This window comes from Psychrobacter sp. CX90 (assembly GCF_057396305.2).
On the sequence record NZ_CM182008.1, the window covers coordinates 1364337 to 1388654 of the forward strand.

22 protein-coding genes and 2 pseudogenes are annotated in these 24318 nt (G+C 38.9%); 15 read left to right on the top strand and 9 right to left on the bottom strand.

Annotation, left to right across the window (positions count from 1 at the left end):
• Positions 1 to 178: 178 nt before the first annotated feature.
• On the top strand, positions 179 to 493 hold the full coding sequence (locus AC2SLN_RS05350; protein ID WP_486548578.1) for a TusE/DsrC/DsvC family sulfur relay protein: 315 nt from the start codon (positions 179 to 181) through the stop codon (positions 491 to 493).
• Positions 494 to 603: 110 nt separating this feature from the next.
• Here AC2SLN_RS05350 and AC2SLN_RS05355 read toward each other — a convergent pair whose 3' ends face one another.
• Positions 604 to 1158 carry a tRNA (cytidine(34)-2'-O)-methyltransferase gene (locus AC2SLN_RS05355; protein WP_486548529.1) on the bottom strand — a complete coding sequence of 185 codons (555 nt, stop codon included), beginning with the start codon at positions 1156 to 1158 and terminating at the stop codon, positions 604 to 606.
• Positions 1159 to 1490: 332 nt separating this feature from the next.
• Here AC2SLN_RS05355 and AC2SLN_RS05360 point away from each other — a divergent pair, with 332 nt between their 5' ends.
• The 3 genes from AC2SLN_RS05360 (at position 1491) to AC2SLN_RS05370 (ending at position 3134) form a co-directional block, all read left to right on the top strand.
• A complete protein-coding gene (locus AC2SLN_RS05360; RefSeq protein WP_486531209.1) occupies positions 1491 to 1631 on the top strand; it encodes an entericidin A/B family lipoprotein in 141 nt (46 codons plus the stop codon).
• 233 nt (positions 1632 to 1864) lie between these two features.
• Entirely contained in the window at positions 1865 to 2395 is a 531-nt protein-coding gene (locus AC2SLN_RS05365; RefSeq protein WP_486548530.1) for an inorganic diphosphatase, read from the top strand.
• A gap of 346 nt (positions 2396 to 2741) precedes the next feature.
• Positions 2742 to 3134 (top strand): hypothetical protein, encoded by a 393-nt coding sequence (locus AC2SLN_RS05370; RefSeq protein WP_486548531.1) that lies wholly within the window; start codon positions 2742 to 2744, stop codon positions 3132 to 3134.
• Positions 3135 to 3140: 6 nt separating this feature from the next.
• Here AC2SLN_RS05370 and AC2SLN_RS05375 read toward each other — a convergent pair whose 3' ends face one another.
• Positions 3141 to 3812 (bottom strand): alpha/beta hydrolase, encoded by a 672-nt coding sequence (locus tag AC2SLN_RS05375; RefSeq protein ID WP_486548532.1) that lies wholly within the window; start codon positions 3810 to 3812, stop codon positions 3141 to 3143.
• A 187-nt stretch (positions 3813 to 3999) separates the two neighbouring features.
• Between AC2SLN_RS05375 and AC2SLN_RS05380 the strand changes: the two genes are divergently transcribed.
• The 4 genes from AC2SLN_RS05380 to creC all read left to right on the top strand — a co-directional run bounded on the left by AC2SLN_RS05380 (position 4000) and on the right by creC (position 9189).
• A complete protein-coding gene (locus AC2SLN_RS05380) occupies positions 4000 to 5385 on the top strand; it encodes a glycerophosphodiester phosphodiesterase family protein (RefSeq protein WP_486548533.1) in 1386 nt (461 codons plus the stop codon).
• Positions 5386 to 5523: 138 nt separating this feature from the next.
• The gene (locus AC2SLN_RS05385; RefSeq protein ID WP_486548534.1) at positions 5524 to 6309 is read left to right on the top strand and encodes a sulfite exporter TauE/SafE family protein; all 786 of its coding nucleotides are present in this window, start codon (positions 5524 to 5526) and stop codon (positions 6307 to 6309) included.
• A gap of 226 nt (positions 6310 to 6535) precedes the next feature.
• Positions 6536 to 7369, top strand: coding sequence for a response regulator (locus tag AC2SLN_RS05390; protein WP_486548535.1), 834 nt, complete (start codon positions 6536 to 6538; stop codon positions 7367 to 7369).
• Positions 7366 to 9189, top strand: coding sequence for a two-component system sensor histidine kinase CreC (gene creC / locus AC2SLN_RS05395; protein ID WP_486548536.1), 1824 nt, complete (start codon positions 7366 to 7368; stop codon positions 9187 to 9189). Before AC2SLN_RS05390 ends, creC begins: the two co-directional genes overlap by 4 nt.
• A gap of 222 nt (positions 9190 to 9411) precedes the next feature.
• Here the strand turns inward: creC and AC2SLN_RS05400 are convergent, their stop codons facing one another.
• From AC2SLN_RS05400 to ispF, 3 genes are all read right to left on the bottom strand, one after another.
• The gene (locus AC2SLN_RS05400; protein WP_486548537.1) at positions 9412 to 9894 is read right to left on the bottom strand and encodes a hypothetical protein; all 483 of its coding nucleotides are present in this window, start codon (positions 9892 to 9894) and stop codon (positions 9412 to 9414) included.
• 141 nt (positions 9895 to 10035) lie between these two features.
• A complete protein-coding gene (gene grxD / locus AC2SLN_RS05405; protein WP_486548538.1) occupies positions 10036 to 10389 on the bottom strand; it encodes a Grx4 family monothiol glutaredoxin in 354 nt (117 codons plus the stop codon).
• 293 nt (positions 10390 to 10682) lie between these two features.
• Positions 10683 to 11171, bottom strand: coding sequence for a 2-C-methyl-D-erythritol 2,4-cyclodiphosphate synthase (gene ispF / locus AC2SLN_RS05410; RefSeq protein ID WP_486548539.1), 489 nt, complete (start codon positions 11169 to 11171; stop codon positions 10683 to 10685).
• 55 nt (positions 11172 to 11226) lie between these two features.
• On the opposite strand from ispF, the gene mnmA reads away from it, so the two are divergent.
• The gene (gene mnmA / locus AC2SLN_RS05415) at positions 11227 to 12444 is read left to right on the top strand and encodes a tRNA 2-thiouridine(34) synthase MnmA (RefSeq protein ID WP_486548540.1); all 1218 of its coding nucleotides are present in this window, start codon (positions 11227 to 11229) and stop codon (positions 12442 to 12444) included.
• A gap of 423 nt (positions 12445 to 12867) precedes the next feature.
• Positions 12868 to 13173 (top strand): annotated as a pseudogene (locus AC2SLN_RS05420) (IS1595 family transposase); the annotation flags it as partial.
• Positions 13174 to 13221: 48 nt separating this feature from the next.
• Here the strand turns inward: AC2SLN_RS05420 and AC2SLN_RS05425 are convergent.
• The 4 genes and pseudogenes from AC2SLN_RS05425 to AC2SLN_RS05440 all read right to left on the bottom strand — a co-directional run bounded on the left by AC2SLN_RS05425 (position 13222) and on the right by AC2SLN_RS05440 (position 17608).
• Positions 13222 to 14049 (bottom strand): sulfite exporter TauE/SafE family protein, encoded by an 828-nt coding sequence (locus tag AC2SLN_RS05425; protein ID WP_486548541.1) that lies wholly within the window; start codon positions 14047 to 14049, stop codon positions 13222 to 13224.
• A 373-nt stretch (positions 14050 to 14422) separates the two neighbouring features.
• Positions 14423 to 14896, bottom strand: a pseudogene (locus tag AC2SLN_RS05430) (flavin reductase); the annotation flags it as partial.
• A 215-nt stretch (positions 14897 to 15111) separates the two neighbouring features.
• On the bottom strand, positions 15112 to 16146 hold the full coding sequence (locus AC2SLN_RS05435; protein ID WP_486548542.1) for a methionine synthase: 1035 nt from the start codon (positions 16144 to 16146) through the stop codon (positions 15112 to 15114).
• A 415-nt stretch (positions 16147 to 16561) separates the two neighbouring features.
• A complete protein-coding gene (locus AC2SLN_RS05440; RefSeq protein ID WP_486548543.1) occupies positions 16562 to 17608 on the bottom strand; it encodes a DUF1852 domain-containing protein in 1047 nt (348 codons plus the stop codon).
• A 983-nt stretch (positions 17609 to 18591) separates the two neighbouring features.
• Here AC2SLN_RS05440 and otsB point away from each other — a divergent pair.
• From otsB to AC2SLN_RS05465, 5 genes are all read left to right on the top strand, one after another.
• Positions 18592 to 19551 carry a trehalose-phosphatase gene (otsB, locus tag AC2SLN_RS05445; RefSeq protein ID WP_486548544.1) on the top strand — a complete coding sequence of 320 codons (960 nt, stop codon included), beginning with the start codon at positions 18592 to 18594 and terminating at the stop codon, positions 19549 to 19551.
• Positions 19548 to 21260: an alpha,alpha-trehalose-phosphate synthase (UDP-forming) gene (locus AC2SLN_RS05450; RefSeq protein WP_486548545.1), complete on the top strand. Its 1713-nt coding sequence runs from the start codon at positions 19548 to 19550 to the stop codon at positions 21258 to 21260. The genes otsB and AC2SLN_RS05450 overlap by 4 nt, the downstream gene beginning before the upstream one ends.
• Positions 21261 to 21461: 201 nt before the next feature.
• Positions 21462 to 22481, top strand: a complete 1020-nt coding sequence (locus tag AC2SLN_RS05455) for an acyl-CoA dehydrogenase family protein (RefSeq protein WP_486548579.1) — start codon at positions 21462 to 21464, stop codon at positions 22479 to 22481.
• The gene (locus tag AC2SLN_RS05460) at positions 22469 to 23365 is read left to right on the top strand and encodes a PIG-L deacetylase family protein (RefSeq protein ID WP_486548546.1); all 897 of its coding nucleotides are present in this window, start codon (positions 22469 to 22471) and stop codon (positions 23363 to 23365) included. The genes AC2SLN_RS05455 and AC2SLN_RS05460 overlap by 13 nt, the downstream gene beginning before the upstream one ends.
• Positions 23349 to 24275, top strand: a complete 927-nt coding sequence (locus AC2SLN_RS05465) for a class I SAM-dependent DNA methyltransferase (protein ID WP_486548547.1) — start codon at positions 23349 to 23351, stop codon at positions 24273 to 24275. Before AC2SLN_RS05460 ends, AC2SLN_RS05465 begins: the two co-directional genes overlap by 17 nt.
• Positions 24276 to 24318 lie beyond the last annotated feature (43 nt).

Consider the following 24318-nt stretch of genomic DNA (forward strand, 5'->3'; position numbering starts at 1 on the left):
AAAACTCGCAGTATAAAATACCAAATAAAAATAATAACGCACCGTCCCTATCTCAAACGAATAAACAATATTATCCTCTGTTAGCCATTACCCTTAAGCACATTAAAAAACCATTAATAAAAACCATTAATAAAAACATACGAATAAAAAATATATGAATGCAAAAAATCAGGTAAATATTGAACTAGAACTAGATGAAGAAGGTCATTTGATTGATCATACTTTATGGACGCCTGAGGTCGCACAGCAATTAGCAGACACGCTAGAGGTAACCTTAACAAATACGCACTATGAAATACTGCATCAAGTTCGCCAGTTTCATCAAGAGTTTAAACACCCCCCATCCACTCGACCGCTGATTAAGTATCTGATGAAAACCTTGCCTGGGCATGACATTAGCAATCAGAAATTGCAGCAGCTATTTAAAACGGGGCTGGTTGCTCGCCATGTCAATCGTATAGCGGGATTACCCAAACCTCCGAACTGTTTGTAATGACAGTTTAAGTAGCGAGTAAAGCGAATATAACCACTATCAAGAGTAGGCTTAGCCACTTTAGCATTGCTCATTTTTAGCATTGCTCATTTATTTTTTGAGGTAGGTGTTTACTTTGGATCATACGGTGTTAGCTGTTCATAACCTGTACTGCGCCCCATATCTCCTTTGAATCCTTGCTGACGCCACACTTCATATAAACAAATAGACACTGTATTTGCCAGATTCAAACTTCTAGAATCAGGAAGCATGGGCAAGCGCAACCAGTTTTGGGCACCAATATCTGCTCTAATCTCTTCAGGAAGCCCTGCTGTTTCTGATCCAAACACCAATGCAATATTTTCAGACTCTATGCCCCCCTCTGCAAAATTATTTTGAGTAAAGTCATACTCATAAAAGGGCTTGCTTAGTTTTGTCGTTAACGCCACCATACGTGAACAGTTGGCCTTCTGTAACGCTAGCTTTGCTTGTTGCCAATCTTTATGAACCTGCATATTTGCATATTCGTGATAATCCAAACCCGCTCTTCGTAGTTTTTTGTCCTCAAGATCAAACCCTAAGGGTTCTACTAAATGTAACTTTGCACCTGTGTTAGCGCATAATCTAATAGCGCTTCCTGTGTTATTAGGTATGCGTGGATGAACGAGTATTATGTGTATAGTCATGAATATATAAGCCTTTTTGAAAACATTTTTTTACAAATAAATGACAATTTGATTAAATTTATTACAATTAACTGTTTTTACCTGAAGCCGTTGTCATCTATGATTTGTTCAAGCATTATCAATCAATTTTCGCTATTGATACGAGTGATTAATAAAAGTACTGAAAAACAAATATAGGTTATAGGTATTGAAGATATTGATTAAATAGCAAATTGATTATAGCTGTATCTTATAGTGGTAGTGCTTGAACATTCGTTACTTTCATTTTTAATTATTAGATTTCTAATTACAAACCACTTTTATAGGTGTGTTTTAAACTTTAAGGATATATTATGAAAAAGTTAGCCCTAGCTTCTTTAGCCGCATTAATCGCATTATCAGGTTGCAATACTTTTAAAGGTTTTGGTCAAGATGTCTCTAAAGCTGGCGACAAAGTTACAGATACTGCAGATAAAGTAGAAGATAAAATCTAATAATGCCAGAAGACTAATATATTTATCCAGAAATAAAAACCCACTACAATTAGTGGGTTTTTATTTTATTCCCAATATAAGCTTCATTAAAGGGTGTTTTATTATCTTTAATTTATAAATGCTATTTTGGAATAGCGTCATAACCCAGTAATTACTTGGCAATAAGCCAAAAGTTGTTATAATCGGCGGGAGACATATATTTGTTTATAAACACTATCATATGGGAGAAATAAATGGCAGATTTTAATGTAATTTTAGATGCAGGTGATGTTGACGGTGGTGAAATTAATGTTGTTGTCGAAATTCCAACAGGCAGTAATCATAAAATTGAATGGAATCGTGAACTGGCGGTCTTTGAATTAGATCGTGTTGAACCTGCTATTTTTGCCAAGCCTTGTAATTACGGTTTTATCCCGCAAACACTTGATGAAGATGGTGATGAATTAGATGCGTTAATTATCACAGAGCAGCCCTTAACCACGGGTGTGTTCTTAAAAGCAAAAGTTATTGGCGTTATGAAGTTTGTAGATGATGGTGAAGTTGACGATAAAATTGTCGTAGTACCTGCTGATGACCGTAATAATGGTAATGCTTACAATAGTTTAGCGGACCTTCCAAAACGCTTAATCGAACAATTAGAGTTCCATTTCAGTCACTACAAAGATTTGAAAAAAGCAGGCACTACTGTTGTTGAATCTTGGGAAGATGCTGAAGAAGCTAAACTAGTAATTAAAGAAGCTATTCAACGTTGGAACGATAAATAAAAGCGATCCAATGAGCAGTTAGTTAATAGCCAGCAAGTTCTGTACAATAGGATTAGCCTAGCCAGCCAGTTAGCTTAAATTATTTAGTATTCAAAGCACTTTAACCCTCTGTTAAAGTGCTTTTTATTTATAGTACAATTTTTATTTATAGTACAAATAGTCCAATTGAAGTCGTTATAATCTAATAAGTCATAAATTATAAAGGATGATGTGGAAAACGAACGGTGATAGTAGAGGTTACTAAAAGTTGTTACAGCAAGCGCAGATAACTCAGTAAACTAAGCCAAGAACCTACTAGAGCTTTAGAATAACTTTAACTCTCCCTGTAAATTGTTGAGGATTACCCATGTCGGAGAAGCTGCCGAAACACATTATCCAGATGATTGAAAAAAACAATATGGTCATGGCGATTAAAACTCTTGCTGAAGAGCAAAATATTAGTATGACTGAGGCTAAATCTGCTATTGATGAATATGATAACCAGCTTAAACATAGGCAACAACAAAAAGTTTTAGCCATAGCTTCAAAACAAGGGGTTGTCAAATCCAACACCCCTATACAGCCTTCTCCAAATGAAGATTCATCAGATAAAATGCATACTTTGAATGCAGGGCTCGACAGTCATCTAAACAGTATCGGCTATAAAAAACCCTTAATACCTTACTGGGTAAAAAGAGTTTCTATAATAATCATAGTTATACTTGTATTAGCATTAATAATTAGCCAGTTGTTGCCTTAATCAAACCTACGCCAATACCTTATTAAACCACTGACCAATTGCTTTGATTTGTGGTAAACAAACTTGATGCGCCATAGGGTACGTTGTAAAATCAACGGCATAGCCCTTCTCTTTAAGCGATTCAGCCGCACGTTGTGCCAACACAACTGGTACTACAGGATCCTGAGTACCATGATCAATTTTAATCACTATGTTGCGATTGTCATCCGTAAAATGGGCGCTATCATCCATGGCTAGATAAGTAGAAAGTGCTAGTAAACCACCCAGTTTTTTTGGATGTGTTAAAGCCACTTGGTAAGCAATTGCACCCCCTTGTGAAAATCCAGCAATGACAATATTTTCCTTTTTTACACCGCGTTCAACTTCTCTTTCAATTAAGTCATTAATCGCCTTGGTGGATTGCTGAATTTGCGCCACATCTACCTTACGATCTAAGCTTACCTCTAAAATGTCATACCACGCAGGCATTATCATTCCCCCATTGATGGTCACTGGAATTTGCGGAGCATGAGGAAACACAAAACGTACTGCCAAATCACTACTTAAACCAAGCTCTGGCACCACGGGCACAAAGTCATGCCCACTAGCACCTAATCCATGCATCCAAATTACAGATCGATCAATCTTTTTATTGTCAGGATTGTGCACTACAGTCTCGCATTTTAGATAGTTACTCATCATTACTCCTTCATATTATTATTATCAAACAGGTAAAAATTCTGAAAAAAATTATTTTAATATGTCATGAAACCGTCAATAAAATCAGGTAGCTTAAAGTCTACAAATGTTTATTATCAAACCATAAAAATAATCATAATTTTAACATAGCCAAACTTTTAACATAGGCAAACTTTAGGAACCTCAAATGTTATTTTCTCAGTTAAACTCTATCATACAAACAAATAAAACAAAGCATAGCAAATCATTACTGGCATGTGCACTATGCGTCAGTTTAGCGCCATTAACGTTAGTTGGGTGTGATGACGACGATGACCCCATCGTTGTCAGTGACCCAAAAGACAACAAGGATGAGGACAAAAAACCCGATACGCCTGAAAAACCAGACATTGATCCCGCCAGTAAAGTTGCGTTTACCTATGGTACGCGTCCTTTATATTTAATTGATGACATGGATGAGAGTCCACTTAAAAATGAACTTTTAGCTTGTGAAGGTCAAACACCTAAAAAGTCTGACTTTTCCATATCTCATCGCGGAGCCCCTCTTCAATACCCTGAACATACTTATGATAGCTATAAGGCCGCTGCTCATATGGGAGCCGGTATATTAGAATGTGATGTCGCCTTTACTAAGGATCAGCAACTGGTTTGCCGCCATGCTCAAAATGATTTACATACCACAACCAATATATTAGCCACAGATTTGGCCAATAGCTGTTCAACGCCTCCTCAACTTGATGCTGCAGGAAATCTGTTGAATGCTAATGACATTGAATGTCGTACCTCAGATATCACATTAGCCGAATTTAAATCTCTAAAAGGCAAAATGGATGCGGCTAATAAACAAGCCACTACTCTTGATGGTTATATGAATGCCACAGCCCCATGGCGTACAGAGTTATATAACCAAAATGGACAATTAATGAGTTTAGAAGAGCACATTGCTCTCGCTGAAAGCTTGGGCCTAAAACATACACCCGAGCTAAAAACACCAGTGGAAACGATGCCTTATGGTACTTACACTCAAGATAATTATCGCCAGCAATTAATAGACACTTACAAAAAGGCGGGAGTCAGTGGTGATAAAGTTTATGCTCAATCGTTTAATATTGATGATGTAACATACTGGATTAATAACACACCAGATTTTGGTAAAAATGCAGTATATCTCATTGACGATAGCAACGAGACCGCTGAAGGCCAAACCTTTGACAAAAACGATCCTAACACTTGGAAACATTCATTCCAAGAATTAAAAGGCCTAGGCATAAATATCATTGCTCCTGCCACATGGTTGTTAGTAAGCACTGATGGTAACGGCAATCTCAAGGCATCTGAATATGCGAAACAAGCCAAAGCTGCAGGATTAGAAATTATTACTTGGTCTATAGAACGCTCTGGGCCGTTGGCAAATGGTGGTGGTTGGTATTACAGTGGTCTAGAAGATGCCATTAATAATGATGGCGATATGTTTAATTATATCGACGTATTGGCACAGGATGTTGGTGTTATGGGTATATTCTCAGACTGGCCCGCCACAGTAACCTACTATGCTAACTGTAAAGGGTTATAAAGCTTAGGCATACCCCTTAACAAACATTTTTCACATTGATTTAAATCCAAGCAATGAGTTCATTGCTTGGATTTATTGTTTTATGTCTTATTTAGGGTATGTTCTATATATAAAGCTAATTAAGAAAGGAGGGCTATCATGTCAATACTTGTGTCAACACTGATAGAATTAGTTCAGTCCATCCCATTATGGCATCTAGTGGGATTGTTCTTTGCTGGTGTCGTGGCCTTTATTGTATCCACCATTTCAGGTGGCGGTGGCGCTTTATTGCTAATCCCAATTACCTCTTCAATAATTGGGGCGCCCTCTGCTCCGCCAGTGATTAATCTTGGTACATTCATTAGTCGTCCCTCCCGTTTAATCCTATTTTGGAAAGACATTGACTGGTCACTTATCAAATATTATGCACCCAGTGCCATTATTGGCGCATGGCTTGCTGGGCTATTATTTAGCCGCATGAATGCGGGGTGGATACAATTATTGGTGGGTATATTCTTAGTCTCTACCCTATTCCAATACCGCTTTGGTAAAGTAGATAAAACGTTCAATATGCCCAAATCTGGCTTTATTCCTTTAGGATTTATAACTGCGTTTATCAGTACAATCGTAGGAGGGCTCGGGCCTGTGTTAAATCCTTTTTATATGAACACTGGACTACAAAAAGAAGATCTTATTGCTACTAAAACCGCCAATTCATTTTTTGTAGGTATTGCCCAAATTGGTAGTTATGCGTTTTTTGGGGTCTTAACCTCTCAATTATGGGTATATGGCTTGGCCTTAGGGCTTGGTGCAGTGCTAGGTAACATCATAGGTAAACGTTTTCTCGCAGGCATGACTGTGCACCAATTCAGAGTGGCATTAATTCTATTAATGGTGGTAAGCGGTTTGGTTATGATAGTCAAAAATATTAAAGTCATTATATGACTGTAATTTAGTATAAGGGACTTTAGTATAACTAAAATTTAATATAACGGAGATTTGACCAGAACATTGCTAAAAGCACTTAAATTGAATGACAGTTAATATTCTTCATCAATTTTTCATATTGTGTTCATGTGAATCGCACATTTACCTATTTTGATTATGCTAGGATAGATAAAGTTAAATAGATAAAATGACAATGATATATTAAATTTGGTCGAAAACCCTTATGACTTACTCTACTACCGATAAAACACACGTCTTATCTCAAAATGCTTCACAAGTTAGACCACATATTTTATTGGTTGAAGACGACCCTGCTATTGCCACCTCTCTAAAGGTTACCTTTAAACGCGAAGGCTGGCAGGTTACGTGGTTAGATAATGCCAGCGATGTTATGCCCACTCTTATTGATATGTTAAGAAATGAAGAAAGCTTATCTGGTATTATTTTAGATGTTGGACTACCCGACGGTGATGGCTTAAGTCTTTGCCAATCCATTCGTCATTCAGCGGCTATTGGTCACTTTAAGCATCTACCCATCGTATTTTTAACCGCACGCAGTGATGAAGTCGATCGTATTTTAGGACTGGAGATGGGTGGGGATGATTACTGCCCAAAACCCTTCAGTCCAAGAGAGCTCGTGGCACGCCTTAAAGCAATTTGGCGACGTGAACAATTAACCGTAAACACGGTTGATAAACTCACAGACTCAGTGGATAGCTCAATAGAACCACAAATATTCCAGTTGGTATCAGGGAATTGGCGCTATGAGCCATTAACTTATACTCTTTATTGGAATGATATCAAGCTTGAGCTAAGCAATACCGAACGAAAATTGCTGTTAGCCTTATTGGCTAATCCAGATCGTGTCTTTAGCCGTGAACAGTTGCTAAGCGCAATAAGTGAGCATCCAGATCATCGTCTCGCTCGTACAATAGATAGCCATATTAAATCCATACGTAAGCAGCTTGCTTTGGTTAGTCAAGATAATGGGGGTAACGATAGCGTTGACATTATCCATACACATCGCGGGATTGGTTACGGCCTATGTTCAGCATGAATGAACAATACCCTAACACCAACCATTCTATCAAGCCACCCAGCCTCAAGAAAAAAAGAGATGAGCAAAACAGCGCTGAAAAAAAATCAGCAGAGCAAAACTGGTACGCTAAACTTCACCCAATGGGTAAACATGATGACGCCTTGACCACAGTTAACAAAAGAAAAAACCTGTTAAACCTCAGTTTATTTTTTAGAATCTGGCTTGCCGTTGGCATCATTATCATCATTTCTGGTATCGTCATTTTCAATCAACTCTTCAACTATGTACGCCCAGTTACCCAGCAAGTCATTGAAGATACTTTGGTAGATACCGCCATGCTCCTGTCAGCAAGTCTACAAGCTCCGATGCAGTCTGGCGAAATCAAAAGTAGCCAATATAAGGCGATGCTGGATACTGCGTTTGCCTTACCTAATATGCCAGATAAACAAAACAGATATGCTAGTCCACATGAGCTAGATATTTTGGACACTTGGTATCATCACAAAACACACAGTAGTTTTCGCGTCTATGTCACAGATGCCAAAGGCCATGTGGTTTATGACTCATTAGTCGGTGCAAAAAATGCTGAAGGCAAAGACTATTCAAAATGGAATGATGTCTATCTAACCCTTCAGGGAAAGTACGGCGCTCGTACTACTCGAAGTAATAAGGACGATCAATCGACTTCAGTGATGTATGTTGCACAGCCAATTTATGCCCCTAATAGCGCCAATCCAGAAATAATCGGTGTGGTTAGTGTCGGTAAACCCACTGCTACCGTAATGCCCTATCTAGATGCTACCCGTCAACGCATGCTAAGCACCTCTTTATTTATTAGTATCATAACGTTAGTAATGGCCGGTCTTGTTGCCTGGTGGCTTAAACAAAGTATGATGCTGGTCACTCGTTATACCCAATCACTCGCACAAGATGCCAAGAAACCCTATTTTTATTTAGCCAGTGAATTGAATGAATTAACCGATACTATTGAAGATATGAAGTATCGTCTAGAAAACAAAGCGTATGTGAATGATTATGTACATACACTGACGCATGAGCTAAAAAGCCCACTCACTGCTATAAGAGCTAGTGGCGAGCTGTTAGAGGCGTCAGATCTAGATGATGAAGACAGGCTAATGTTAAGCCAAACCATTACTGAACAAAGTATCAAGCTTCAGTCACTGATTGATAGGCTGTTGCTTCTTGCTAAAATTGAACAGCCCACTTTTAAGTTAGCGATACAGGCCATTAACCCTGATGAGCTGATACGTCGTCTCATTACTAATTACGAGATTCAGTGTCTACAGCAACAGGTTCATATTGATTATAACTGTGACTTAACTGATAGCAATATAGAGGTGCTTGCAGATGAGTTTTGGTTAACGCAGGCCCTACAAAATATTATAGACAATGCCGTGTATTTTGCCCATTCGCACGTCGTGATTCATTTAACTGATCATAATAGGCACAATGACACATCAGCTATAGAAATCAACATATTTAACGATGGCGACTTAATTCCTGACTATGCCTTAAGTAAAGTCTTTGACCGTTATTTTAGTTTGTCACATCAGCATAATAAATCGATTTTAAATCGATTAAATGAAGACAACTCAATTAAAAGCAGCCATGCTAAAAAAGGGACTGGGCTAGGCCTAACCCTAGTTAAACAAGTCATTGAACGTCACGACGGTCAAATAGTTATCCACAATATTCAAGCACCAGACGTTGAAGATAATAGACAGTCAGCAATAACTGCTAACTGCGACTTTGCCTCAACCTCCGGTGTTTTAGTTTGTATTCATCTTCCGATACAGCTAAATAAAACATCTGATTAACATAAAATAAATGGTCAGTTTATATTCCTATATATTTTTTTTATTGCTGTTTATTTTATTGCTGTTTATACAGTCAAATAAATTTAAAATCGCTATAAAGTTACCGAGTGCAGATAATATAATGAGTAGTACGGCAACCGAGGTTAACACCGTAGCGATTTATAAGTTCGACGACCATAATCTATAGTCTTTTCTTCTTACTTGCATAATGCTGAGATAACTTTACTTTGGCTCGCTCAACGGGACAATACGATCTTTTTGACCGCTGCCAAGTACCACATCGCTACCATAGCCATCTGGATTGTCAAGCAAATACGCCTCCATCTTATCTATACTTTCGCTATCCTTGCTGGCTAATATACGCTCCTTGATAGCCTCAACGGGTGGTATAGGTAAGTTTTTTAATAGAGAAAGGAGCTGCGCATTATTGCCCTCCGAAACTACCAATTCAATGAGCGCACGCGCATCTATAGGTAAGTCAGCTGTCGACTGAGCCATTAATGCCAAATGATAAGCACCTGCCACATCCTTATCATCCATAATACGCTGCTCAATCGCCACATAAGTTTCGGCAGTGGCCCCACCTGCCACACTTAGCAAATGGATACACTTTAAAGCAGAGTCCGATTCTTTATCTGCTATTGCAATAATTTTTGAAGACTGCTCTTTCATTTTTTTTAAGCGCTTTTCATTGTCTAAATTCATGTTTTTATCCTTTTTTAAGAGGCTGTGTAAGTTTTAAGTAAATAAGTAAATAACTAAAGTATAATTAAATAATAAAGAGCCTCAGAAATCTATTCTGAGGCTCTTGACTGACAATCCTTTCATTCAAAATAATGAATGAATTTACTCAGATGGACTATGCTCTTCAACCAAAGGTTTCAGCTCGCCTGATTGGTACATTTCTAAAATAATATCAGAGCCACCCATTAGTTCGCCGTTAATCCATAATTGGGGAAAGGTTGGCCAGTTAGCGACTTTTGGTAACGTCGCACGAATCTCAGGATTTTCTAAAATATTAACAAATGCAAAAGGTCGACCAATTTGAGTCAACACTTCAATGGCTTTCGCAGAAAAGCCACACTGTGGAAATTGAGGTGATCCTTTCATATAAAGAATCACAGGATTTTCTTTAATTTGGTTACGAATCAACGTTTCGATATTGTCTGTCGCATCATTTGGAGCGGTTTGGTCTGTCATAATAAACCCTTAGTTTCTATTTTTTGGTGTAATAATGTTGAGTGTAATAGGTTATAGCTATTTAGGCATTTGCGATCAATTCATTCAAATAATCTTGTTATAAAACTGCTTGAATCATTTATGGGGATACTCATTAAAAATTCAATACCCTTTGATAATCAAGTTTTAATATGAATAAGTATCCATTTATAAACGTAGTAATTTAGACAAGTAAGCCTCTATCTAAAAGCTAAAAGGCGCGATTAAAAGGGCATTTCAAACCTTTAACGTTTCTGTATGCAAATTATTAATAGTTAATTTTTCTGTAATAGTACCACACAGCTTACCATGATACCTTCTGAACGACCAGTAAAGCCAAGTTTTTCAGTAGTGGTTGCCTTCACACTGATAACCTCTATAGATGTGTTTAAATCCTTAGCAATATTGGTTCGCATTGCTAGATTATGCTTAGCAAGCTTTGGTCTTTCGCACATTACCGTAATATCAGCATTCAATAGTCTATAATCATGTTCAATTACCAGATTATAAACATGGCGCAATAAGACACGAGAATCCAAACCTGAATTGGCCTCGTCTGTGTCAGGAAAATGTTGACCAATATCGCCAAGTGCTAGGGCACCAAGCAAGGCGTCTGCCAGTGCATGGAGTACCACATCACCATCTGAATGAGCCAGTAAACTTAATGTATGCGGTATTTTTACCCCGGCTAAAGTAACAAACTGTTCTGCGCCGCCATTATCATAAAAAGCGTGAACATCAATACCCTGTCCAATTCTTATCATTATCAACTCATAAATGTTATAATTCTTGCAAATTTTATCATAGTTTAAGTTCTTTATGACCGCACCTAGTACCTCATCAAAGTCTTCGCCAATACACTACCCTGCTTTGAGCTTACATGATATAGCCAATCCTAATAAGACTCGAGTCATTGTCGGTATGTCTGGTGGAGTCGACTCTTCAGTCTCTGCTGTACTGCTTCAACAAGCAGGATTTATTGTTGAAGGCTTATTTATGAAAAATTGGGAAGAAGATGACGGTACAGAATATTGTACCGCCATGGAAGACCTAGCTGATGCCCAAGCAGTATGTGACAAAATCGGTATTCCTTTACACACTGCAAACTTTGCTATGGAATATTGGGATCGAGTTTTTGAACACTTTTTAGCGGAATATCAAGCAGGACGTACTCCAAATCCTGACATTCTTTGTAATAAAGAAATTAAATTTAAAGCCTTTTTAGATTATGCGTCTGACCCAAAATTTGGCCTTGGCGCAGATTACATTGCCACAGGGCATTATACCCGTCGTAGCGTTAACTATTGCCGTGGGGATGGCACTGAGGTAGCGCAGCTGTTACGAGGTTTAGACAATAATAAAGACCAAAGCTACTTTTTACATGCGGTGGGTGGCGATAAGATTGCCAAGACTTTATTTCCTGTCGGAGAGTTAGAAAAACCTAAAGTTCGCAAGATTGCAGAAGCACATGACCTTGCTACTGCTAAGAAAAAAGATTCGACTGGCATTTGCTTTATTGGCGAACGTCGTTTTAAAGATTTTTTACAACAATACCTGCCAGCCAAACCTGGCGATATCGTCACTGATGATGGGATAGTCATTGGTAAACACGATGGGCTAATGTATTATACTTTAGGTCAACGCGGTGGTATTGGTATTGGCGGCGTAAAAGATCGCCCAGAAGAACCTTGGTTCGTGTTGGCTAAAAACTTAGATAAGAACCAGCTTATCGTTGGTCAGGGCCACAATCATCCTATGATGATGAGTAAACGTTTAACTGCCTATAAATTAGACTGGGTTGAACGAGTTGCTCCAGCAGAAATCTTTACTCAACATGGGCTTAAGTGTACGGCTAAAACTCGATATCGTCAGCCCGATCAAGGGTGTACTGTAGTTGTAGATACTGATGATAAGCGTAAGGTAAATGTTATTTTCGATGAGCCACAACGTGCGGTTACCCCAGGTCAATCTGTTGTATTTTATAGTGATGAAATCTGCTTAGGTGGCGGTGTTATTGAGTCTATGCAGCCCATTTAACTTAGCTTTTAAGTTTTAAGATTGACTAACTAAGACTTACTAATAAGGCTATATAAAAAGTGAATGAGTTATTGATTTAAAACAACAAAGTCATTTTATTACTTATAATAAAATGACTTCATGATTAAGAATTAACTTCGGCATACTAACTTTACATTTTTCTTTGATAGAAATACTATTTGGCCCCAAAGGTTGTGTGCCAATATAGATAGTGTTATTTATAATTGGACAGGATTTTAATGATCTAAAGGCTAAGGGCTCCTGTGAGATGTGTTGTCTGCCACTACTATCGGAATCACCACCACACGCACTTAATAGAGTCAAACTTAAGGCGGCAACAACCGCATTTGCAAAAAATTTCACTACGTATTCTTGTTAAATTATTGGGCCTGTAGTAGATAAGCACTATGCTAGACCACTACAATGAAGCTAGCTCATTGTAAATTAAGTAAAAAAGTACAGTTAAGATTAGTTGAGTGTTTCACTGCTGAAGTCACTGCTCGAACATCAGTTGATCTTTTAGGGATGCAGCCAAATACAGCCGCACTTCTCTATCATAAAGTAAGACTCGTTATCGAGTATTAACTTAACACTTGAAGCAAATGACGTCTTTGAGGATTTTTTGAGGGTAAAGTCAAATTAGACGAAATCTACTCTGCTGGTGTACGTAAAGGCAAAAGAGGTCGAGGTGCTGGTGGTAAAACTGCTTTGTTTAGAGTTTCAAAACGTTAGGGTAAAATCTATATCATCATTGTGACATTTAACACCCCCCAACCCTCAAACCAACCCTTTATACAAGAAGAAAAGCGCTACAGCTGTTAATAACACCGCAAAGCATTTTTTCAATAGTTGTGGCGATAGCATATGCGCCACTTTTGCGCCTACTTTGGCAGTGAAAAAGCTCATGCTGGCAATGCCTAAAAAGGCATAGATATGGACAAAACCAATTGTGTTAGGCACATCAACGTGCTGCTGCATCCCAAAAAACATAAACCCTAATGCGCCAGCAATGGCAATGGGTAAACCACAGGCAGCGGACGTGCCAACGGCCTTTTGCATGACCACGTTATAACGCGTCAAATAAGGCACGGTTAAACTACCACCGCCAATACCAAATATAGCAGAAGCGATGCCGATACCTGCCCCTGCAGCAACTTGCATAGGCGTTGAAGGCAGTACGATATTGGTATTATCCATCTTGGCTTTAGCATTGGCCGCGGCTTGCCTTTTGCCACTGGTGAACATTCTATAAGCTACCCACAGTAAAAATAAACCTACGATGACTTGCAGATGAATTCCAGAGATTAAACCAGCTATCCCTGCCCCTGCAAAGCTGCCTATGGCAAGACCGGGTGCAAGATTTTTAAAAACAGGCCACAGAACGGCGCCTTTTTTATTATGTGCCATTAACGAGCTGATCGATGTGACGATTATAGTCGCAAGTGAAGTGCCTAAGGCTAGATGCATGACAGCATCAGTACTAAACCCCATTTGGGTAAATACAATAAATAGCAAAGGTACGATGATTGTGCCACCGCCTACGCCAAATAGCCCTGCTGCAAAGCCTGCCAGCGCACCTATTAGTAAAAAAATGATTATTTCCACAGGATATTGTCTTCTTAAATTGAATGAATTAAAAGATTGTTGAATGTTTGGTTAATTAACAGCTTTAATAATTATAAAATTGATACAATAGTGACACTTTCAGTCATTTATAGCCCATCAGGAACCACCGTACAGCCAGCGCATATAAATCCTTACCAGTTACAACCCCTCTTAATTTTGCGTAAGTCCTAGATTGGTAAACGATGTAGAGTCTGTTTGATTTTTCAAACAGACTCTAGGCTATCGACTGAGTGTTGATTTATCCACTAATTCAAGCCGTTACTTCTTGATCCGTCTGATGTCCTACTTTATTTCCTACTTTATTTCCTACTTTATTGCTGGCTTTATTGTCTATATTGTGCCCGTCTTTGTGCCCAACCGTATGATAGCCCCGATTAAAATAAACCAAGCTTTCTTCCTGATTGCTTTGAGTAATAGCAACTACTTTGCACATAAACACACTGTGGGTACCCACTTCCTGAACCTGCTCGATTTTACAATCAAAACTGACCAGTGCATCCTCTAAAATCGGCGAACCTGTCATTAAGGTAGTCCATGAACCTTGCTTAAAGCGCTCTACTGAATCTAGTTTAGAGGCAAACGCATTTGATATAGGTTCATGTTGGGCGCTAAGTACATTAACGCTCAAAACTTTATTGTCAATAAAATGAGCATGGGATCGAGATGTGGTATTCATACAGACCAACAAGGTTGGCGGTGTGTCTGTAACGCTACAAACTGCAGAGGCAGTAAACCCATGTACCCCAGCATCTCCGGCTGTGGTGACCACATTGACCGCAGTGGGTAACAACGACATGGCGTCTCTAAAATGGGTTGCTTCAATCATGCTTTGTATCCTACGTTTAGTTTATTTACCTATATAGATAGTACTTAATAGATAGGACTTATGCGAAAATACAATTTCACGGCTTTAAAAGTGACTGGTTATTATTTATAGAACGTATGGCTCTACCTTCAGAGGATTCATAAATCATAACCAGTTAACATACTCTCTACTCGTGCGTAAGTCCTACTATAATAGAAATAGAATAGGTTCTAGGATTATTTTGCAGTCAATTCATCACGAACGATTTGTGCACCTGCACTTAAGGCTTCCAGCTTACCACGTGCCACATGGCGTGACAAAGGGGTCATGCCGCAGTTGGTTGACGGATATAGCTTATCAGCATCAACAAATTGCAATGCTTTACGCAGTGTACTAGCTACGTCTTCAGGGGTCTCAATACTATTGGTTGAGACATCAATGGCACCAACCATCACTTTTTTACCCCGAATCAATTCAATCAAATCCATCGGCACTTTTGAGTTTTGGCATTCCAGTGAGACGATATCGATTTTTGACTGTTGCAGCTTAGGGAATGCTTGCTCGTATTGACGCCACTCCGAACCCAGTGTCTTTTTCCAATCGTTATTGGCTTTGATGCCATAACCATAACAAATATGTACTGCGGTTTCACACTTGAGCCCTTCAATGGCACGCTCTAAGGTGGCAATACCCCAGTCGTTGACGTCATCGAAAAACACATTAAAGGCAGGCTCATCAAATTGGATAATATCAACACCAGCGGCCTCTAACTCTTTGGCTTCTTGATTGAGGATTTTGGCAAATTCCCAAGCCAGTTTTTCACGGCTTTTATAATGATCATCATATAAGGTGTCTATCATGGTCATTGGACCCGGAAGTGCCCACTTAATCGGCTGGTCAGTTTGTTGACGTAAAAACTTGGCATCCTCAACGAATACAGGCTTTGTACGACTTACCGCACCAACAACAGTTGGTACACTTGCCTCATAACGGTTACGAATTTTGACTGTTTCACGCTTCTCAAAATCGACGCCATCAAGGTTTTCAATAAAGGTAGTCACAAAATGCTGACGGGTTTGCTCTCCATCGCTGACAATATCAATTCCTGCTCGTACTTGTTCTTGTAGGGAGACTCGTAGTGCATCTTGCTTGGCTTCAATCAGCTCATCACCCTCTATTTTCCAAGGTGACCAAAGCTTTTCTGGCTCCGCTAGCCACGATGGTTTTGGCAAACTGCCAGCGGTTGAGGTCGGTAATAATAGTTTAGTCATGTTTGTTTATTCTCTTTATTTGGTGTTAATTATTTAGTGTTAATTGCTAACTGAATTGACAGATGACTAGGTATTGTTGCAACTGGTAATTATTTATGAATCGACTGAGGGTTGAGCCAGACGATCCATAAATAGCAACCAGTCACTTTTAAAGTCATTCAATTGTATTTTTGCGTAAGTTCAGTTTTTTTAAATAGTGTGACTGTCAACTTATCGGTGAACCTTGCAAGTTAGAGCGGTTTAGCCCTGATTGCCGTGGATATCCTTGACAGTGGACGGGATTGCGAGCGCTTGTCTAGAGGTGGTCGCTCGAATGTTGGAACGACTCTAGGCTTAGCGCTCGCTCCCGTCTGCTGTTAAGATAGGAACAAAAAGCAGGATAAGCTATGATATTATTGAATTAGTAAATATTGAATTAGGCAGTTTGTGGTTCAACAGCCTGATATTTAACTGTTTTTTCTTGATTGTCTTTATTAACAGGCTTATTGATATCAAAGCTGTCTGCCCAAGCATCAAGAATGTCTTGATACGGCTTGATAAAGGTCTCTTCGGTAAATTTGCCTTGCTTAACGGCCAACTGGCTACGCTCTTCACGGTCATAATCCACTTGCGTATGTGAGTAATCTTGATAGTTTAAACTGGGTTGATATACTTGTGCGGCTCTTGAGTTGGCGTTATAAATCTCGGGTCTGTAAATTTTTTGAAAAGTCTCCATCGTCGCAATCGCACTGATAAGCTCAAGATCGGTGTAATCACTCAGCAAGTCACCGGCAAAATAGAATGCCAAAGGTGCCACACTGCCTTCAGGCATAAAGTAGCGAACCGTTAAGCCCATTTTGTGGAAATAGTCATCCGTTAAAGAATACTCATCTTGTCTGTATTCCAGTCCTAATATAGGGTGCTGGTTGGTGGTACGCTGATAGGTTCTGCTTGAGGACACACTCAGACAAATCACAGGTTGCTTATTAAACTGGGCTTTGTATGCCTCAGAGTTTAATAAATCTTGAAATAATTTGCCATGTAAATCACCAAAACTTGCAGGTGGTGGTGTGCCTGGGTTTTTATCAAAATGCTCAAGCAGTACGACACTAAAGTCATAATCACGCACATAAGAGGAGAAGCTGTTACCAATCATACCGTCAATACGTTTGTTATGTTTATGGTCAATAACGGTGGTTTGCAATGTTTCGATTATCGGAAATGTATTGCCATCGCCCTTTATATCGATGTCGACAGAAATGATGTCCACTTCAACAGAATAACGGTCTGCAGTTGGGTTGTCCCAATGTGCTAAGGCGTTAAAACGATTGTTAATCATTGTTAAGGTTTTGCGTAGATTTTCTTGACGTTGCTCCCCACGCGCTAAATTTGCAAAGTTTGTGGTCAGACGCGTGCTATTTGCTGGCTGATAGTTCTCATCAAAGTGAATGGTCTTGATTGAATAGCTAAAAGTGTTACTCATGGTGATTTGCACCCTTAATTAAATGATTTAAAACCAAATTTATTTTAGGTGCTTATTAAACCATGAACGCAAGCATGAATAAAATGATATAACTTTAATTTGAGATGAATTTAACTCATGTTATCAGATTTATAGGTTGAAAAAAGTTTTAATAATAGAAAGCTTTCTATCATAATAATCTATAACCATTTGAAATAATTGAGTTTTTAAGCGTTGAAAGTTAATAGGCAAGATTAGGTTGATGAGAGTATCGCGGATGAGATGAAAGTGTGGCGATAGATGCTGGCATAAAATTACTTGTCTCGTTTTCGGTTGTGATTTAGGAGTCTTTGTTTAAGATACCTACGGACAAATAGCCCGTTATGCTGAACTGGTAATTCTATTAAAATAAATAGGCAAATACTCCATTAAAGCTAGTGAATAGGCAACGAGCAATACAGCCAAGCTCAAGGGTAAAGTGGGTTCTATTAACATTGGTATGCCGGAAGCTATAGCATTGGTAGAAGGCTGCTCTTAAATGGTCACAGATTCTTTGAGTATGTTCGTATAGCAACGACGTATTTATTAATGGATATTATTACCGAACCCCGATCATAATTTAATCGAGGTTTTTTGTAGTTGCTCGATTTGAATTTAATATTACTTGCTAAGGTATGCTTATAGTAAAGGGTTAAGATTTATAGGAAGATGGTTTAAATTCCACACAGTTATTATCGAAGAATTGTAGGATAAAAGTTATTCAAAAAACATATTTATACCTAAGTAAACATTAACGCTATCCCAATTAACAAAAGTCCATGACATGATTATTATAATTTGATTCATTTATTTTGCCCGATTTTATATATAAACAATGACATATAAATATGACAAGTTATACCACCTGTTATAAGAGATGAACACTTAAACTAGGCTTTTGTATTAATTTATATCTAGATGACTGCTGATTTATAAGTGTCCTCCAATTAAAAAAAGGAGAAAGTGTGACCTCAAGGACAACGCCCAGCTCTAATATGGCTGCTAGGTATATCCATCCACAGAATTTCGCCAATTACTTATCCAACCAACATAAATATTGTTTGTTTTTGGATATTGACGGCACACTTGCCAATTTTACGATTAATCCAAAAGATAGTGTCATTCCACCGTCAACTTTAGCCTTATTACAAAGCATACAAAATTATGGTGTTCGAATCGCTATGATCACTGGACGCAGTCTTGCTGAAGCAAAACATATGGTGTCCCCATTACAATTACCGATTGCCGCAACTCATGGATTAGAACTATCATTTGGTGCTGGCGATGCAAACCCTATTTCAATAGATTCCTCAGAGCTAACTACCATTGAACAGAGCATTACCCAATTGAGTCAACCCTACACAGACTTTACTGTTGAAAACAAACCATACTCCTGTGCCCTACATTACCGTCAAAATCCAGCGTTAGCCGAAATGGCTTATAGCATAATGTCTGAGTCCGTTGAAAATTATGCAGACTGGACATTAAAACAAGGTAAATATGTTTGGGAAATTGTACCTGAAGGCGTCAACAAAGGCACTGCCATTTTGACATTACTTAATTATCTTCAAATGGAATTGAGCCAAAGTGCTACGCTTTGTCCAATCTTTATTGGTGACGATATTACCGATGAAGCAGGATTCATTGTTGTTCAAGGCGAACAAGCTTTAGATAAAGCGGACTTGGATAATAACAGCCCGTTTAAAAACCCTCAACCATTAATAGGAATGGGAATTAAAGTAGGCAGGGAGCCAACACGTGCTGATTATTATGTACATGACATTAATGAGGTGGCTGCTTTACTTAAGTCATTTTTATCTTTCTGCCAAGAGCACTATCCACCATTGTCCGATTTAACGGACACAATACCCCTCGCTACATCCCCTACCGCCTTAGTCAAAAAAACAGCGAAAAAGGTTATATGAGTCGACTAATAGTATTATCTAATCGCGTGAAAATGCCCGATAACAACCCGATGGCGGGAGGACTTGCGGTGGCTTTACAGGATGTATTAATCGCTAATTCCGGCATTTGGATGGGGTGGAATGGCAATATTTTAGATCATAATATTGTAGACACCTTTATAAATATCCCAACTTGCACTAATAATGACCATGGTAGTCATTTCAATGACAGTGTTACTGACAATGCATGGGAAAATATTAATGAATTTACCAGTCGTGAAGACACCTCTTTTGCAAACGCAGACTCCAAAGGGTCTGATTCGAAAATCAATTATATGACGACTGCTTTAACCTCCAGTCAATATCAGCAATATTATTGCGGGTTCGCCAACAGTGTTCTGTGGCCAATGTTACATGAGCAAATTGATTTAATCAGCCAAGCGCCTGAGGACTATACGGGATATCAAACGGTTAATCGTCTTTTTGCAAGACAACTCAAAAAAGTCATCAAACCTGATGATGTGATATGGATACATGACTATCACTTTTTAAGTGTGGCATATTACTGTCGACAACTCGGTATGAACAATCGTATCGGATTTTTTTTACACATCCCATTTGCTCCGCTTGCATTTTGGCATCAGCTTGATAAAAGCCCAGAATTGATAAGACATCTTGCCCATTATGATATCCTTGGCACTCAAACTCAGAAAGATAAAGCCAACTGTCTAGCTGTTATCCAGCATTATCTCAAAAGTTGTTTATTAGAAAGCAGTCTACATAAAGACAACTTTGCAAATAATAGCTTAATCGCAGATAACACATTAAAAGACTTACCAAACACTAAACACACAAAATGTCTCGCTAAATCTAACGGGGCAACCGCTGTAACATTAATGCTGAATCTAGACCTAGGTGCCCCACACTACTTATCAGTTGACGCCTATCCAATTGGTGTCAATGTCGAAAAAATCCAGCAACAAGTTGCCAATTTGTCCAAGCAACCTTCACTACATGTACAGAGTAAAAAAACCTTGAATCCTGTCGCACAACAAATAATTGCGGTTGACCGGATTGATTATTCAAAAGGACTGCTAGAGAGGTTTGCGGCATATCGCAAATTTTTACAGCACTATCCCATATTTCAAAATCAGCTAGATTTCTTACAAATTGCTTGCCCTAGTCGCTTAGACCTGCCCGTTTATCAACGTCTTCGTGAGAGCGTCAGACTTACCGTTAATGAGGTAAACCAGCAATTCTTACCTAGTGATATTAAAACGGATATCTTAGAAACGGATATCTTAGAAACTGAAAATCTTAAGGTTAAGGATTTTAATGCTAACACTGATAATTGGCAGGCTATTACGTATAGCGAATGTGTGTTAAATCATGAAGCTTTGATGAAAGCATTTTGGCATAGCGATATCGGTTGGGTAAATTCGCTTAAAGATGGTATGAATTTAGTCGCTAAAGAATACATTGCCGCACAAAATCCTAATAATCCTGGGGTGCTGGTACTGTCACGTTATGCAGGGGCAAGCGAACAAATGCAAGCCGCTATCATTATAGATCCGTATCAACCTGAAAGCATTATAGAGGGTTTATACACCGCATTAAACATGCCATTAGCAGAGCGAAAAAGCCGCTATCTTACCTTATTGAACGGGTTACAAGAGAATGACTTACACCATTGGCATCAAGATTTTTTAGATGATTTATATGATAGATAATTTATATGCTAAATAATTTGTATGATAGAAGAGGTGTCAAACAAATCTCTAGAAGTGCAAGTCTAATTTTCTGAATAATAAAGGCTCAACGACAAGAATAATCTGGCAGAAACAGTTGGACGACAATAATTAGGAACCCGTATGTTGCCGTTATATAGTAAACAAATTTTATTACAAGATATCAAAGATTCACTAAAAGATATGATACCTGAGAATGTGCAAGACTTGAGCTCTTATCCAATGACGGATAAGTTGCGTCATCATATTTTAGACACCCTAATTTCTTATGCCGATAAAATCCCTCACCCTGCCAGTGGTAACGCAGGTAATAATAAAAATTTACCAACGTTCATTCGTTGGCAAATTCTGGCTTACGTTGCGGGTATCGATTTAACCATCGCCAAGTGGTTTGAATCACACTTGGATGCCCTCAGTATCTTGCACGAAATTGGCTTTGACATACCCGAGCAAGGACTATGGGCGGTTTGGGCAGCGGAGGGTTATCCTTTGGACTATCAACAGGGCATAGTCAATGGTAAAAAAGCGTGGTGTTCGGGAGCAAATATTGTTGATTATGGGCTAATGACATATCGTGATGAGCAAAGGCATTCACAACTGGTTATCGTGGATATGCAACAAGATGGTATTGAGATTGACAATACCAAATGGCAGGCGGTAGGTATGCAAGCCACGCATACTGCCACTATTAATTTCACTCAAGTTACAGCAACTAAGGTTGGTGCGGCAAATGCTTATCTTGACCGTGTGGGATTTTGGCATGGAGCCGCAGGAGTGGCAGCTTGCTGGTACGGTGCTACTGCTCGCTTAGCAGAGTATCTTATGAAAGCTTATGAGCAAAAACCAAATGATTATAAAGCCATGTATTTAGGCGAAATAAGTACGGCATTGGCAGTGACTCAACCGTTTTTTCATCATGTTGCTACCTTAATAGATAGCCAACCCAATCTAAGCCATGAACTTGCCATTCGCCAATTAAGGGCAAACGTTGAACAACTGGCTCGACAAGTTTTAGACACTGTCGGGCAGGCATTAGGCGCAGCACCCTTTTGTCACAATGCCCATTTCGCTAGATTATCAGCGGATTTACCCGTGTTTATTCGTCAAAGTCATGGAGCATTTGATTTACAAAAAATTGGCGAACTTTCTTGTGATCTAGCCAGCCAATTAAAGGATAATCAGGAAAATATATGGCAACTATAATCTCTAATGTGGATGTGGATGTGGATGTGGAAAACGAGAGTACAAATAGTCATGGCAAAGATTCAACACTTATTGATCCTGCCCAAACGCCTCAACTAAACCATAACCATCCGATAGTTGGCGATAGGATTATAGAAGGCGATGGTACCAGTCAGGACGCTTGGAAAAATTGGCAAGGACTGCATGACTTACCTCGATTAGAGAGTGCAATAAGCTTTCCAGCCCAGCAACGTGTTTGCGTGTTTGCACCCCATCCTGATGATGAGATCTTGGGCTGTGGTGGGTTACTCCAGCAGTTGGCTAACAATGGCAACCCTATTGTACTTATTCATGTAACCAATGGTACGCAAAGTCATCCTGATTCAAAAATTTATCCACCAGAAAGACTTGATATTATCCGCCCGCAAGAGAGTCTTGAAGCTATAGAAGTATTGGGTGTGACGCATCAAGTCATAACAGTTGCCCTAGATTTAACAGATGGTAAGGTCTTTGAACAACAAGCTGAGTTTAATAAAAAAATAGCGGAATTTATTAAGCCTAATGATATTTTAGTGACCCCCTTTATTCATGACGGTCATCCTGATCATGAGGCAACAGGACAGGTAGTCGCCGCCTATGCTAAACAGCAGCATTTAGCTTGCTATCAAGTTTTGATTTGGGCGTGGCATTGGGCAAAGCCTGACGATAATCGTGTCCCTTGGCACAATGCCGTCAGAATTGATTTAACTTCGGAACAATTACAACGTAAAACCCAAGCAATTAATTGCTTTGAAAGCCAAATTACCGTTGATGAGAGTACGGGTAATCCGCCTATCTTATCTGCAACTACTATCGCTAGAATTAGCCAGCCTTGGGAAGTCTATTTATATGAATCAAACACCTAAGTGTAATAAGTCTAATGATTCTCTTGAGTCGCCTACCTCTTCACAAACACTAAATATTACCGATAATACAGAGGGTTCTAAAAGTAACTGGGAGGACTGTATTGATTACGAACAAACAGACAATCAATCTGTTAGTCAAACTAACGAGCAATCTACGACTTATTCAGAAACGTATTTTGATGCATTATATAACGACAATGCTGACCCTTGGCAGTATCAGACACGGTGGTATGAAAAACGCAAACGTGATATTTGCTTAGCCGTATTGCCTCAAGCTCAATACGCCAATGCCATTGAGTTAGGTTGTGGTAATGGCGTGTTTAGTGAATTACTTGCCCAACGTTGTCAGGCTTTGTTAAGTTTAGATGGTAATAAACATGCAGTGCAACTTGCCAAACAACGCTTAACAAAGTTGCCCCATGTTAAGGTAATACAGGGGGTTATTCCTAGTATATTATTCAACTTAGAAGCGTTTCTTTTAGAGACTCATCCTATTTCAGACTCTTCACTCGCCAGTACCCCACCCCTTGATTTAATTGTGATTAGTGAAATTTTATACTATTTACCACCAAGACAAATTGATAGGATTATCGCTTGGATCGAGCAACATCTAGCCAAGGGTGGCACCTTGCTGTGTTGTCATTGGCGATATAATATTAAGGGTTTTGAGATGAATGGCGACAAAGTCCATAAACGCTTACAGCAGGCGTTCAATTCGAATAACGATAAGTCGAACGTCGATAAGCAAGCCGAGCAAAAAGAAGCAGAGGCTCTTTCTTTAGACCAGCTGCGCACTAAAACCAACTCCGTGAATTTTACCCATCAGACTCAAATAATCGAACGCGATTTTTTATTAGACGTTTGGCTGAACACTAAACGTTCAGTCGCTATGCAAGAGAACTTAGTATGACTTGTTATAACTATTTAGACTTATACGAAAAGTATGACTGTTA